General features: G+C 69.9%; 12 protein-coding genes and 1 riboswitch. Of the genes, 4 read left to right on the top strand and 8 right to left on the bottom strand.

Annotation, left to right across the window (positions count from 1 at the left end; all coding sequences use genetic code 11):
• Positions 1–125 precede the first annotated feature (125 nt).
• The 5 genes from ACIQBL_RS38535 to thrC form a co-directional block, all read right to left on the bottom strand.
• Positions 126–1256, bottom strand: coding sequence for an NADH:flavin oxidoreductase (locus ACIQBL_RS38535; RefSeq protein ID WP_401950899.1), 1131 nt, complete (start codon positions 1254–1256; stop codon positions 126–128).
• A gap of 220 nt (positions 1257–1476) precedes the next feature.
• Positions 1477–3099, bottom strand: a complete 1623-nt coding sequence (groL, locus tag ACIQBL_RS38530; RefSeq protein WP_401950896.1) for a chaperonin GroEL — start codon at positions 3097–3099, stop codon at positions 1477–1479.
• A 341-nt stretch (positions 3100–3440) separates the two neighbouring features.
• Positions 3441–3647: a cold-shock protein gene (locus tag ACIQBL_RS38525; protein WP_019057200.1), complete on the bottom strand. Its 207-nt coding sequence runs from the start codon at positions 3645–3647 to the stop codon at positions 3441–3443.
• A 431-nt stretch (positions 3648–4078) separates the two neighbouring features.
• Positions 4079–4354: a MoaD/ThiS family protein gene (locus ACIQBL_RS38520; RefSeq protein ID WP_033281229.1), complete on the bottom strand. Its 276-nt coding sequence runs from the start codon at positions 4352–4354 to the stop codon at positions 4079–4081.
• 84 nt (positions 4355–4438) lie between these two features.
• Positions 4439–5734, bottom strand: a complete 1296-nt coding sequence (thrC, locus tag ACIQBL_RS38515; RefSeq protein WP_401950893.1) for a threonine synthase — start codon at positions 5732–5734, stop codon at positions 4439–4441.
• 15 nt (positions 5735–5749) lie between these two features.
• Positions 5750–5898, bottom strand: a riboswitch (SAM riboswitch).
• A 143-nt stretch (positions 5899–6041) separates the two neighbouring features.
• On the opposite strand from thrC, the gene ACIQBL_RS38510 reads away from it, so the two are divergent.
• Positions 6042–6986, top strand: a complete 945-nt coding sequence (locus tag ACIQBL_RS38510; protein WP_401950890.1) for a glucosyl-3-phosphoglycerate synthase — start codon at positions 6042–6044, stop codon at positions 6984–6986.
• Between the two features lie 95 nt (positions 6987–7081).
• Positions 7082–8488, top strand: coding sequence for a trehalose-6-phosphate synthase (locus ACIQBL_RS38505; RefSeq protein WP_401950888.1), 1407 nt, complete (start codon positions 7082–7084; stop codon positions 8486–8488).
• A gap of 94 nt (positions 8489–8582) precedes the next feature.
• Here the strand turns inward: ACIQBL_RS38505 and otsB are convergent, their stop codons facing one another.
• Genes otsB through ACIQBL_RS38490 form a run of 3 tightly spaced genes read right to left on the bottom strand, consistent with a single transcriptional unit; the run spans position 8583 to position 11005 of the window.
• A complete protein-coding gene (gene otsB / locus ACIQBL_RS38500) occupies positions 8583–9464 on the bottom strand; it encodes a trehalose-phosphatase (protein WP_401950885.1) in 882 nt (293 codons plus the stop codon).
• Between the two features lie 18 nt (positions 9465–9482).
• Positions 9483–9734, bottom strand: a complete 252-nt coding sequence (locus ACIQBL_RS38495; protein WP_401950882.1) for a DUF3263 domain-containing protein — start codon at positions 9732–9734, stop codon at positions 9483–9485.
• Positions 9735–9787: 53 nt separating this feature from the next.
• Positions 9788–11005, bottom strand: a complete 1218-nt coding sequence (locus tag ACIQBL_RS38490; RefSeq protein WP_401951136.1) for an ABC transporter substrate-binding protein — start codon at positions 11003–11005, stop codon at positions 9788–9790.
• A gap of 158 nt (positions 11006–11163) precedes the next feature.
• On the opposite strand from ACIQBL_RS38490, the gene ACIQBL_RS38485 reads away from it, so the two are divergent.
• Positions 11164–12108 (top strand): ROK family protein, encoded by a 945-nt coding sequence (locus ACIQBL_RS38485; RefSeq protein ID WP_401950880.1) that lies wholly within the window; start codon positions 11164–11166, stop codon positions 12106–12108.
• Between the two features lie 104 nt (positions 12109–12212).
• Positions 12213–13343 carry an N-acetylglucosamine-6-phosphate deacetylase gene (gene nagA, locus ACIQBL_RS38480; protein WP_401951133.1) on the top strand — a complete coding sequence of 377 codons (1131 nt, stop codon included), beginning with the start codon at positions 12213–12215 and terminating at the stop codon, positions 13341–13343.
• Positions 13344–13444: the final 101 nt, after the last annotated feature.

The raw sequence follows: 13444 nt of genomic DNA, 5'->3' as shown, positions 1-13444 counted from the left end.
CGCCGTAGGCGTCCGCCCGGGGGTGCGGGAGTAGCACGTCGGTCGGGACGCGACGGGACGACAGGAACGGCCGGGGCCAAAAGCCCCGGCCGTTCTTCATGTGTGCGTCGGCGTCGGCGTCGGCGTCAGCTCAGCGAGCGCAGCGCCGCCGCGTCGTACGGCGCCAGCTCGTCCACGCGCCCCGCGAGCACCTTCGCCGCCCACTCCGGGTCCTGGAGCAGCGCCCGGCCCACCGCGACCATGTCGAACTCGTCGCGCTCCAGGCTGTCGAGGAGGTCGTCGATGCCCTTGAGCGGGGCGCCCTCGCCGCGGAACCCCTTGAGGAAGTCGCCGTCGAGGCCGACCGAGCCGACGGTGATGGTGGGCCTGCCGGTGAGCTTCTTGGTCCAGCCCGCGAGGTTGAGGTCGGAGCCGGTCTCCTCGAACTCGGGGAGCCAGTAACGGCGGGTGGAGGCGTGGAAGACGTCGACGCCGGCCGCGGCGAGCGGGGTCAGGATGGACTCCAGCTCCTCCGGGGTCTCGGCGAGCCGGGCACCGTAGACGTCCTGCTTCCACTGCGAGTAGCGGAAGATGATCGGGAAGTCGGGAGAGACGGTCTCGCGGACCGCCGCCACGATCTCCGCCGCGAACTTCGTACGGGCGACCGCGTCACCGCCGTAGGCGTCCGTACGGCGGTTGGTGCCCGCGTACAGGAACTGGTCGAGGAGGTAGCCGTGCGCGCCGTGGAGTTCCACGCCGTCGAAACCGATCCGCTCCGCCGCCGCGGCGGCCTCGGCGAAGGCGCCGATGACGTCGTCCAGGTCCCGCTGCGTCATGGCCGTACCGGTGACCTCGTCGCTGCCGATGCGCAGCCCGGAGGGGCCGACCGCGGGGGCGTCCGCGTACGGCGGCTGGCCCTGCTCGCGGACCATGCCGATGTGCCACAGCTGCGGCACGATCGTGCCGCCCGCCGCGTGCACGCCCTCGGCGACCTTCGCCCAGCCCGCGAGCTGCTCCGCGCCGTGGAAGCGCGGGACGCGGTCGCTCTGCCCGGCCGACTCGTGACCGACGTAGGTCCCCTCGGTGACGATCAGGCCCACGCCCGCGGCGGCACGACGGGAGTAGTACGACACCACGTCCTCCCCCGGCACCCCGCCCGGCGAGAACTGGCGGGTCATCGGCGCCATGACGATCCGGTTGGGGACGGTCAGGCCGTTGAGGGTGATCGGGCGGGCGAGGACTTCGGCCGCTCGGGAGGCGGGGGCGGTCGTAGACACGTGTGGGGGCTCCTCGGAAGACCAGGTACCAGACACCAGGTACCGGGTGGTATGTGCGTATGCATCGATCATGCGCCAACAACCACCTCGCGGCCAACCCCCTCCTTCCGACCATCCCGTCCCCCGGCCTGTGATCCCGGACACGCCCGAGGGCGGTACCCCCTGTCGGAACAGGAAGTACCGCCCTCGGCAAGACCGTTGATCAACCGGAAGGGGTCGATCAGAAGTCCATGTCACCGCCCGGCATGCCGCCGCCGGCCGGCGCGGACGCCTTCTCCGGCTTGTCGGCGATGACGGCCTCGGTGGTGAGGAACAGCGCGGCGATGGACGCGGCGTTCTGCAGGGCAGAGCGCGTGACCTTCGCCGGGTCGATGATGCCCTCGGCGATGAGGTCCACGTACTCGCCGGTCGCGGCGTTGAGGCCGTGACCCGGGGTGAGGTTGCGGACCTTCTCCACCACGACGCCGCCTTCGAGGCCGGCGTTGACCGCGATCTGCTTCAGCGGGGCCTCCAGGGCCAGCTTCACGATCGCGGCACCGGTGGCCTCGTCACCTTCGAGCTCGAGCTTCTCGAAGACGCTGCCGGCCTGGATGAGCGCGACGCCGCCACCGGCGACGATGCCCTCCTCGACGGCCGCCTTCGCGTTGCGAACGGCGTCCTCGATGCGGTGCTTGCGCTCCTTGAGCTCGACCTCGGTGGCCGCGCCCGCCTTGATGACGGCGACGCCGCCGGCGAGCTTGGCGAGGCGCTCCTGGAGCTTCTCGCGGTCGTAGTCCGAGTCGCTGTTCTCGATCTCGGCGCGGATCTGGTTGACGCGACCGGCAACCTGGTCCGCCGAGCCCGAGCCGTCGACGATCGTCGTCTCGTCCTTGGTGATGACGACCTTGCGAGCGCGGCCCAGAAGGTCCACGGTCGCGTTCTCCAGCTTGAGGCCGACCTCCTCGGAGATGACCTCGCCGCCCGTGAGGATGGCGATGTCGCCGAGCATGGCCTTGCGACGGTCACCGAAGCCCGGGGCCTTGACGGCGACGGACTTGAAGGTGCCGCGGATCTTGTTGACGACCAGCGTGGACAGGGCCTCGCCCTCGACGTCCTCGGCGATGATCAGCAGCGGCTTGCCCGACTGCATGACCTTCTCCAGGAGCGGGAGCAGGTCCTTGACGTTGGCGATCTTCGAGTTGGCGATCAGGATGTACGGGTCGTCGAGCGACGCCTCCATACGCTCCATGTCGGTGGCGAAGTACGCCGAGATGTAGCCCTTGTCGAAGCGCATGCCCTCGGTGAGCTCAAGCTCCAGACCGAAGGTCTGCGACTCCTCGACGGTGATGACGCCTTCCTTGCCGACCTTGTCCATCGCCTCGGCGATGAGCTCGCCGATCTGGGTGTCGGCGGCGGAGATGGAGGCCGTCGAAGCGATCTGCTCCTTGGTCTCCACGTCCTTGGCCTGCTCCAGCAGGGCACCGGAGACGGCCTCGACGGCCTTCTCGATACCGCGCTTGAGGGCCATCGGGTTGGCGCCTGCGGCCACGTTGCGCAGACCCTCCTTGACGAGGGCCTGGGCGAGCACGGTCGCCGTGGTCGTACCGTCGCCGGCGACGTCGTCCGTCTTCTTGGCGACTTCCTTGACCAGCTCGGCGCCGATCTTCTCGTACGGGTCCTCGAGCTCGATCTCCTTGGCGATGGAAACACCATCGTTGGTGATCGTGGGGGCGCCCCACTTCTTCTCGAGGACGACGTTGCGGCCCTTGGGGCCAAGGGTGACCTTGACGGCGTCGGCGAGCTGGTTCATCCCGCGCTCGAGACCGCGCCGTGCCTCCTCGTCGAACGCGATGATCTTGGCCATGTGAAGTGGTCCTCCCGGACTGGGGTGGATTGCTCCGGACCGCGCTGGCGCCCGCGACGGACGGCCTGCCTGCCCCGTGGTTCCTTGCACCACCTGGCCTGCTGGGCCTCACCGACCCGGTCCTTCGTTATCACTCTCACCTTCAGAGTGCTAACGCCAATGATTAGCACTCGGCATGGTCGAGTGCAAGCGGCTCTCGGGTTCTGGCACCCTCCTCCACAGGGCGCGCGAGGCACCCCGCGGGCATGCCGAAGGGCCCGTACCCCAGGAGGTGACCCCCCAGGAGTACGAGCCCTTCGGTGAGGAACGAAGAACGTCGCTGCTGTTCGTCGGCGCGTGCTTCAGCTGGTCGCGAGCCGGACCATGTCCGCCTGCGGCCCCTTCTGACCCTGCGAGATCTCGAAATCGACCCGCTGACCCTCTTCCAGGGTGCGGTAGCCGTCCATCTGAATCGCGCTGTAGTGGACGAAAACATCCGCACCACCGTCGACCGCGATGAAGCCGTACCCCTTCTCCGCGTTGAACCATTTGACGGTGCCCTGAGCCATGCCTAACTCCCCTATTACTGGCCCTTGCACGGACCCGCACTTCGCGGATCCGGGTCAGACCTCACCCCCCACAGGATTGGGGGCGTGCGCCGGAACGCGTCGACCGCGGCCGAATGTATCCGTCCAACTGCCGTCTGCAACAGGTCAATCCGACGAGAATTCCGGGCAGGACCGGTCGGGAATTTACGGAGAATTCATCCGACTTCAGGGCAAGTCGGGCCCCACAAAGGGAACATAAGCCACAAAAGACCTGCACACTTTGGCTACTTCTCATCGCACGCGGAGCCGGTACTCATATGCGTCCGGCATGCGGAGTGGAGCGGGTTCCCCAACTGTACCGTGCTCAACCATAGAGAATTGCCCCCTCCGCTTCTCTCACGGAGGGGGCAATTCGATGAACTCTCGGTAATCGGCGTTACCTAGGGTAACTATCAGCCGCCGGCGACGGCCGGAATGATCGAGACGCCGGCCCCGTCCGGGGTGGCCGTCTCCAGCCCCTGCTCGAACCGCACGTCGTCGTCGTTCACGTACACGTTGACGAACCGCCGCAGCTTGCCCTGGTCGTCGAGAACGCGCGCGGAGATACCGGCGTGGTTCTTCTCCAGATCCGAGATGACCTCGGCGAGGGTGGCGCCTTCGGCGGAGACCTCGGCCTGGCCACCGGTATAGGTGCGCAGGATGGTGGGGATACGGACACTAACGCTCACGGTAAAACCTCCGGTCAGCTGCTTTTTTAGGGGCGCGGGGAACTGCGCGACCAGCCCCCACGGACCCGCAGTCAAAGAACGACGCTAGGACGCGAGCCCCGCTTCCCTGAACGACTCAAGACTCGGCCGGATCGTCGCGGTGAGCCCGGTCCCGGCAACCGCGTCCAGCGTCTTCAGACCATCCCCGGTGTTCAGCACAACCGTGGTCAGCGTCGGGTCCAGCAGACCGTTGTCGATCAGCTTCTTCGCCACACCGACGGTCACCCCGCCCGCCGTCTCCGCGAAAATACCCTCCGTGCGCGCCAGCAACTTGATCGCGTCCACGCACTGCTCATCGGTGACGTCCTCCACGGCCCCACCCGTACGCCGAGCGATATCCAGCACGTAAGGACCATCCGCCGGGTTCCCGATCGCCAGCGACTTCGCGATCGTGTTCGGCTTCTGCGGCCGTACGACGTCGTGGCCCGCCTTGTACGCGACGGACACCGGCGAACACCCCTCCGCCTGCGCGCCGAAGATCTTGTACGGCTTGTCCTCGACGAGCCCGAGCTTGATCAGCTCCTGGAGCCCCTTGTCGATCTTCGTGAGCTGCGAGCCGGAGGCGATCGGCACGACCAGCTGGTCCGGGAGCCGCCAGCCGAGCTGCTCGCAGATCTCGTACGCGAGGGTCTTGGAACCCTCCGCGTAGTACGGCCGCAGGTTGACGTTGACGAAGCCCCAGCCCTCGCCGGCCGGGTCGCCGATCAGCTCGGAGCAGAAGCGGTTCACGTCGTCGTAGTTGCCCTCGATGCCGACGAGCTCGCCGCCGTAGATCGCGGCCATGACGACCTTGCCCTGCTCCAGGTCGTGCGGGATGAACACGCAGGAGCGGAAACCGGCGCGCGCGGCGGCGGCGCCGACGGCGCCCGCGAGGTTGCCGGTGGAGGAGCAGGAGAGGGTGGTGAAGTGGAAGGCGCGCGCCGCTTCGATGGCCTGCGCCACGACGCGGTCCTTGAAGGAGTGCGTCGGGTTGCCGGAGTCGTCCTTCACGAACAGCTTGCCCGCGTCGACGCCCAGTTCGCGGGCGAGGTTGTCGGCCTGGACGAGCTTGGTCCAGCCGGGGTTGATGTTCGGCTTGGTCGCCACGTCGGCGGGGACGGGCAGCAGGGGCGCGTAACGCCAGATGTTCGCGGGGCCCGCTTCGATCTGCTTGCGGAGCTCTTCGGTGTCGTAGGCCGAGAAGTCGTAGGCGATCTCCAGCGGGCCGAAACACTCCTCGCAGGCGAAGACCGGGCCGAGGGGGACGCGGTGGCCGCACTCGCGGCAGGACAGCGCGGTGGCGGGGCCGAGATCAACGGCGTCTACGGGGTTCGTGGTGCTTGCGACAGTCTGCGCAGCCATGGAGGCGAGGCCCTTTCCTCATCTTCCTCACGACGCGTTTCGCCGTGAGACGGATTTGGCACCTTCCCGAGCCGGGAGCCTCGGCGCATCTGTGTGCGACAAGACCGGCTGGAGGGTTGCCGGGGCTTCAACGGGCCGTATCCCTCTGCCCCTCTGGATGAGCGGTGTTCAGTTGTGTATGCGATTGTCCCGCTGACGGCCCCCGACATGCGATGGTCATCAGCGTTGTTCAAAACTGTAACCGAAGGCCAGGACAGTTGAGTGAGCCGTCCGAACCGCGAGATGGAACGCAGAGGAGCCGCGCAACGTGCTGAAGGAAGTCGAGCACTGGCTGAGCACCCGCTCCTGGTCCATGACCGATCGCCCGCTCCACAAGATTCTCGCCGCCAAGCACCGCACGGGCCAGTCGGTCAGTGTCGTGCTGCCCGCGCTCAACGAGGAAGCGACGGTCGGCGACATCGTCGCGATCATCCGTCACGACCTCATGCAGCAGGTCCCGCTCGTCGACGAGATCGTCGTCGTCGACTCCGGGTCCACCGACCGCACCTCCGAGGTGGCCGCCGCGGCGGGCGCCCGGGTCGTGCACCGTGACGACATCCTGCCCCGCATCCCCGCCGTGCCCGGCAAGGGCGAGGTGCTGTGGCGCTCGCTGCTGGTCACCAGCGGCGACATCGTCTGTTTCGTCGACGCGGACCTGAAGGAGTTCTCCTCGGACTTCGTCACCGGCATAGTGGGCCCGCTGCTCACCGACCCCGGCGTCGACCTCGTCAAGGCGATGTACGACCGCCCGCTCGGCGGCGCCGCCGGCCAGGGCGGACGCGTCACCGAACTCATGGCGCGCCCGCTGCTGAACATGCACTGGCCGCAGCTGGCCGGTTTCGTGCAGCCGCTCGGCGGCGAGTACGCGGCCCGCCGCTCGCTGCTCGAACAGCTGCCGTTCCCGGTCGGCTACGGCGTCGAGCTGGGCATGCTCGTCGACGCGTTGCACCTGGTGGGCCTCGACGCCCTCGCCCAGGTCGACGTGGGCGTGCGCAAGCACCGCCACCAGGACGGGCAGGCGCTGGGCCGCATGGCCGCGCAGATCTACCGCACGGCACAGCTGAGGCTGGCCCGCGGGCATCTCATCCGGCCGTCCCTCACCCAGTTCGAGCGGGGTCCGGACGGTTTCGAGCCGCGCACGTACTCCGTGGACACGGAGGAACGGCCGCCGATGGCCGACATCACCGAGTACCAGTCACGCAAGGTGGCCTGAGGTCTGTCCGTGGGCGGGCCGTATACGGACCCGTCCGGTCCGTTGTGACCCGTCCGTACGTTTGAGCGTTTCCGGGCCGGGCTAGGTTGTGCCGTATGGCTTCCACGTCGTCCCTCCCGTCCGCGTCCGGTGCTGCTCAGGTGCTCGTCGCCTCCAATCGCGGCCCGGTCTCGTACGAGGTGGGCGACGACGGTGCGCTGCGCGCCCGGCGCGGCGGCGGCGGGCTGGTGTCCGGGCTGTCGGCGATCGGGCCGGACGCGGGGGCGCTGTGGGTGTGCTCGGCGCTGTCCGACGGCGACCGGGAGGCGGTGCGGCGCGGGGTCGGCGAGGACGGCGTGCGGATGCTGGACATCCCGGCCGACGTGCACGCCGACGCGTACAACGGCATCGCCAACTCCGTGCTGTGGTTCGTCCACCACATGCTGTACCAGACCCCGCTGGAGCCGGTCTTCGACGCGGAGTTCCGGCGCCGGTGGGCGTCGTACGAGACGTACAACCGCGCGTTCGCGGAGGCGCTGGCGGAGGAGGCGGCGGAGGGTGCCGTCGCGATCGTGCAGGACTACCACCTGTGCCTGGTGCCGGGGATGCTGCGCGAGTTGCGCCCCGACCTGCGGATCGGGCACTTCTCGCACACGCCGTGGGCGCCGGTGGACTACTTCCGGATGCTGCCGGACGACATCCGGACGCGGCTGCTGACGGGCATGCTCGGCGCGGACCGGCTCGGCTTCCTCACCCACCGCTGGGCGGACGCGTTCACGGCCTGCTGTACGGAGTTCGCCGGGGGGCTCGGGGACACGCGGCTCGGCGTCCACGGACTCGGTGCCGACGCCGACTTCCTGCGCGCCCGTTCGCACGAGGCGGACGTGGCGGAGCGGATGGCGGCGTTGCGCGAGGAGATCGGCGCGGGCCGCAGGACCATCGTCCGCGTCGACCGCACCGAACTGTCCAAGAACATCGTGCGCGGACTGCTCGCCTACCGCCAACTCCTCGACGACCACCCGGAGTTGCGGGAGCGGGTCGTGCACGTGGCGTTCGCCTACCCCTCCCGGCAGGACCTCGCCGTCTACCGCGACTACACCGCCGAGGTGCGGCGGCTCGCGGACGAGATCAACTCCCGCTACGGGACGGCTGGTTGGACCCCGGTCGTGCTGCACGTCAAGGACGACTTCGCCCGCTCCCTGGCCGCGTACCGCCTCGCCGACGTGGCCCTCGTCAACCCCATCCGCGACGGCATGAACCTCGTCGCCAAGGAGGTCCCGGTCGTCTCCGACGAGGGCTGCGTCCTGGTCCTCTCCCGGGAGGCGGGCGCGTACGAGGAGTTGGGCGAGGACGCGATCCCGGTCAACCCGTACGACGTGACCGCCACGGCCGCCGCTCTCCACGAGGCCCTGACGATGCCGGCCGAGGAGCGTGCCGAGCGGACGAAGAGGTTGGCCGCAGCGGCCACGGCCCTTCCGCCGGCCCAGTGGTTCCTGGAGCAGTTGGACGCGCTGCGGAGCTGACCCGCCCGCGCCACACCCTCTTCCGAAAAATGTGACACTCCCACCCCGAAGTGTCACATTTTTCAGAACACCCCCCTCCGCGCCGCCGCCCCGCTCAGCCCAGTCGAGCCGCGAGCGCCGACAGCAGCTCTACGACTCCTGCCGCGCCGTCCACCACCAGGTCGGCCCGCTCCCGCAGTTCGGTGACCTCGTCGCTGCCGCTGCACACCAGCAGCCCCGGGACACCGTCGGAGCGGAGCTTCTCGACGGCGGCGAAGGCGGGCAGGTCGCCGAGGTCGTCGCCGGCGTAGAGGACGGACTCGGCGCCGGTCTCGCGGAGGTACTCGAGGAGGGCGACGCCCTTGTCCATGCCGGGTGGGCGGAGTTCCAGGACCATGCGGCCCGGTTCGACGATCAGGCCGTGGCGGGTGGCGAGGTCGGTGAGGGGGCCGCGGAGGGCCTCGTAGGCGGCCTGGGGGTCGGTGGCGCGGCGGGTGTGGACGGCGAGCGCGCGGCCCTTCTCCTCGATCCAGGTGCCCTGCCAGGCGCCGATGCGGTCGAGGAAGCCCGGGAGTTCGGCGCGGACGGCGGCCACACCGGGGTGCGGGGCGGGGGCGCTGACGGTGCTGCTCACCGCGTCCCAGCGTTCCGTGCCGTAGTGGCCCAGGACGACGAGGTGTTCCAGTCCCGGCACGCCCGCGAAGCCGCCGTTGCGGACCGCCACGCCGGCCGGGCGGCCGGTGATCACGGCCACGGAGGCCACCTTCGGGGCGAGTGCGGCCAGCGCGGGCACCGCGTCCGGGTGGGCACGCGCCTGCTCGGGGTCCGGCACGATCGGCGCGAGCGTGCCGTCGAAGTCGAGCCCGATCACCGCGGCGGAGGGGTTCGCGAGAATCGCTTCGAGGCCCTCGCGCCCGGCACCGGTGACGGGAGTCGGCAGTACGTCCTGGGGAGCGACGGCATCGACGGGATCGCTGGAGTCCTTGGGGCTGCCCATGCGTCGACCCTATCCGGCTCATCTCTCCGAGCGCCGCGTCTCCCGCACCCGTCTCAGCCTGTTCACCGTCACCGGGTCGTGGGCGAGCGCCCGCTCGTCGTCCAGCAGGGCGTTGAGCAGCTGGTAGTAGCGCACGGGGGCCAGGCCCAGTTCCTCGCGTATCGCACGCTCCTTCGCGCCGGGGCCCGGGAAGCCGCGGCGCTCCAGCGCGAGGATGTCCTGTTCCCTTCGGTTCAGCGAGGGAAGTCGCGGGTGCCCGTCCTTGTCCATGCCCCGCACCGTAACCCCCGCCACTGACAACGGCCCCCGAGCGCCGCTCGACGCTACTGGCCGCTCTCCGCCAGCGTCGCCGCCGCCTGCAGCCGGCCCAGCACCGCCCCCGGGCTGCCGTTAGCGGACACCGCCTGCCCTATCCGCTTCTTGATGTCGGCGCTGACCGTGGCCCAGGAGGTGTTGCCGACCGGGTAGAGGGTCGACAGCGGGAGTTCCTCCAGGAACGGCCTGAGGGCTCGGTCCTGCTGCGACGCCTGCATCTCCTTGGACGCGGAGTTGGTCACGGGAAGGAGGTCGTACTCCCGGGAGAACGCGAGGACGTTCTTCTCGCTGTAGACGAAGTCGAGGAAGTCGCCGATCCGGTCGCGGTGGCCGTTCTGCTTGAAGGCGGTCATCCAGTCGGCGACACCCATCGTGGTCTTGGCCCTGCCGGTGCGCCCCGGCAGCGCGACCGTGCCGAACTCGACGCCCTTCCTGGTGGCCTGCTGGATGAGGGTCGGGTGCCCGTTGAGCATGCCTACGTCACCGTTCGCGAAGGCGGCGAAGGCGTCCGCGCGGTTGAGCTTCGCCGGTGCGACGGGACCGGTCAGGCCCTTGTCGACGAGGTTGTCGCGCAGCCAGGTGAGGGCGGAGACGTTCTGCGTGGAGTCGAGGGTGTACGTGCCGATGTCGTCGGTGTAGCCGCCGCCCCCGCCGAGCAGCCACTGCATCGTCTCGGCCTGCGCCTCCTCGGAACCGAGCGGCAGCGCGAACGGGTACTTCACGCCCCGCGCCTTCAGCGCCTCCGCGTCGGCGGCCAGCTCGCTCCAGTCCTTCGGCGGGGTCAGACCGGCCTCCGCGAAGAGGGTCTTGTTGTAGAAGAGGACGCGCGTGGACGCGGCGAACGGCATGCCGTACTGGATGTGGTCGACCTGCCCGGCATCCGCGAGCGGCTCCAGGAAGTCGGCCTCGACGGGGATGGAGAGCACGTCGGCGGTGGAGTACAGCTTGTCCGCCGCCGCGTAGTCCGCGTACGCGCCGATCTGCGCCATGTCGGGCGCCTTCCCGGCGTCGACCATCGCCTTGACCTTGGCGTCGACCTCGTTCCACGAGTACACGCTGACGTCGATCCGCACACCGGAGTGCTTCGCCTCGTACGCCTTGACGAGCGTGTCCCAGTACTTCCGCGAACTGTTCGACGCGGAGTCGCCGTAGTCGGCGGCGACCAGTCTCAGGGTGACCTCACCGGAGTCTCCGCCGAGGCCGCAGCCGCCGAGGACCGCCGTCATGCCCAGTGCGGACACCGCCGCGATCGTTCCTGTCCTGCGCCGCTGCACTACTGAATCCCCAACCTTTGCTGTCGTGACGTTCGCTCTGCGAACCCATAAGGTCTACACCACGTAAGTGGACTAGACCTCTCGCGGGTAGACGGGCCACACTGTCCCCCGTGAGACATGTCATCGCCCTCGACGTGGGCGGCACCGGGATGAAGGCCGCCCTCGCAGGGCCGGACGGCGAGCTGCTCCACCGGGCCCGCCGGGCGACCGGCCGCGAGCGCGGTCCGGACGCGGTCGTCGAGCACATCCTCGGCTTCGCCGCCGAGCTGCGCGCGTACGGCGAGGAGCACTACGGCGAGCCCGCGTCCGCCGCCGGCGTCGCCGTCCCCGGCATCGTCGACGCCGAACGGGGCATCGCCGCCTACTCGGCCAACCTCGGCTGGCGCGACGTCCCCCTGCGCGACCTGCTCGCCGCCCGCCTCGGCGGTGTCCCGGTCGCCCTCGGCCACGACGTCCGCACCGGCGGCCTCGCCGAGGGCCGCATCGGCGCGGGCAAGGGCGCCGACCGTTTCCTGTTCGTCCCGCTCGGCACCGGCATCGCGGGCGCCATCGGCATCGACGGCCGGGTGGAGGCGGGCGCGCACGGCTTCGCGGGCGAGATCGGCCACATCGTCGTACGCCCCGGCGGCACCCCCTGCCCCTGCGGCCAGACCGGCTGCCTGGAGCGGTACGCGTCGGCGGCGGCGGTGAGCGAGGCCTGGGCGTCCGTCACCGGGGACCCGTCGGCGGACGCGGCCGACTGCGCCAAGGCCGTCGACTCCGGGGACCCCCGGGCCCAGACCATCTGGCAGGAGGCCGTGGACGCCCTCGCCGACGGCCTCGTCACCGCCCTCACCCTCCTGGACCCCCGCACGATCATCATCGGTGGCGGCCTGGCGGAGGCGGGGGAAACGTTGTTCACACCACTGCGGAAGGCGGTCCGGCGCCGGATCACCTTCCAGAAGCTGCCGTCGATCGTCCCGGCGGCCCTGGGCGACACAGCGGGATGCCTGGGCGCGGGCCTTCTGGCCTGGGATCTCCTCAACCACACCGACCGCACGGAGGTAACGCCCTGATGGCAACCCCCCCAGGGGCGCGGGACAGCGTCAATATGCGGCTCCGCCGCGGGGCGCGACCAGCCACAAAGCACCCGCAGCCCGCAACCGGCACCAGGCCCCTCATCCTGTCCGGCGCCAACGCGGTCCTCCCGACGGGCATCGTGCGCGAAGGCCGCCTCATCATCGACGGCCCCCGAATCACCGGCGCGGCCCCCGACAACGCCCAGGTACTCGACGTCACCGGCCACTGGCTGGTCCCGGGATTCGTCGACCTGCACAACCACGGCGGCGGCGGAGCCTCCTTCACCTCCGGCACCCTCGAAGACGTCCTCAAGGGCATCCACACCCACCGCCTGCACGGCACCACCACCCTGGTCGCCTCCACAGTCACCGGCGACATGGACTTCCTCGCCCACCGCGCCGGCCTCCTCTCCGAACTGGCCGAGCAGGGCGACCTCGCCGGTATCCACTTCGAGGGCCCGTTCATCTCACCGTGCCGCAAGGGCGCGCACTCCGAGGCACTGCTGCGCGACCCCGACCCGGCGGACGTCCGCAAGCTGGTCGACGCGGCCCGCGGCCGGGCGAAGATGGTCACCCTCGCCACCGAACTGCCGGGCGGCCTCGACTCCGTACGCCTCCTCGCCGAACACGGCGTCATCGCGGCGATCGGCCACACGGACGCGTCGTACGAGCAGACGGTGGAGGCGATCGACGCGGGCGCGACGGTCGCCACGCACCTGTTCAACGCGATGCCGCCGCTCGGTCACCGTGACCCCGGTCCGATCGCGGCGCTGCTCGAGGACGAGCGGATCACGGTCGAGTTGATCAACGACGGTACGCATCTGCATCCGGCCGCACTGGAGTTGGCGTTCCATCACGCGGGCGCGGACCGGGTCGCGTTCATCACGGACGCGATGGACGCGGCGGGCTTCGGCGACGGGCGTTACATGCTCGGCCCGTTGGAGGTAGAGGTGAGTGAGGGGGTGGCGCGGCTCGTGGAGGGCGGTTCGATCGCGGGGTCGACGCTGACCCTGGACCGGGCGTTCAAGCGCGCGGTGACCGTCGACCGGCTGCCGGTCGAGGACGTGGTCGCCGCGATCTCCGCCAACCCGGCCCGGCTGCTGGGGAGTTACGACGAGATCGGCTCGCTGGAGCCGGGCAAGTACGCGGACCTGGTGCTGCTGGACTCGGCGTTCGACATCAAGGGCGTGATGCGACGCGGCAGTTGGGTGGTGGAGCCCCAACTGGGCTGATCCGCAGGGGACGGTGGCCGGTCCGAGGCTGGGCCGGACCGCCGCCTCTTTGGCATGATCGAGCCCGAACCGGACGGCGGATACACACACTTCGGGGGAGG

The organism is Streptomyces sp. NPDC088350 (assembly GCF_044753545.1).
GTDB lineage: Bacteria > Actinomycetota > Actinomycetes > Streptomycetales > Streptomycetaceae > Streptomyces.
Note: the sequence above shows the minus strand (reverse complement) of the source record. Positions and strands in the feature narration are given on the sequence as shown.

Excerpts from the sequence above, each read along its gene's own strand:
- groL (WP_401950896.1), bottom strand. The coding sequence starts at position 3,099 with ATGGCCAAGATCATCGCGTTCGACGAGGAGGCACGGCGCGGTCTCGAG.
- ACIQBL_RS38525 (WP_019057200.1), bottom strand. The coding sequence starts at position 3,647 with ATGGCTCAGGGCACCGTCAAATGGTTCAACGCGGAGAAGGGGTACGGC.
- thrC (WP_401950893.1), bottom strand. The coding sequence starts at position 5,734 with ATGGCTGCGCAGACTGTCGCAAGCACCACGAACCCCGTAGACGCCGTT.
- ACIQBL_RS38505 (WP_401950888.1), top strand. The coding sequence starts at position 7,082 with ATGGCTTCCACGTCGTCCCTCCCGTCCGCGTCCGGTGCTGCTCAGGTG.
- otsB (WP_401950885.1), bottom strand. The coding sequence starts at position 9,464 with ATGGGCAGCCCCAAGGACTCCAGCGATCCCGTCGATGCCGTCGCTCCC.
- ACIQBL_RS38495 (WP_401950882.1), bottom strand. The coding sequence starts at position 9,734 with ATGGACAAGGACGGGCACCCGCGACTTCCCTCGCTGAACCGAAGGGAA.
- ACIQBL_RS38490 (WP_401951136.1), bottom strand. The coding sequence starts at position 11,005 with ATGACGGCGGTCCTCGGCGGCTGCGGCCTCGGCGGAGACTCCGGTGAG.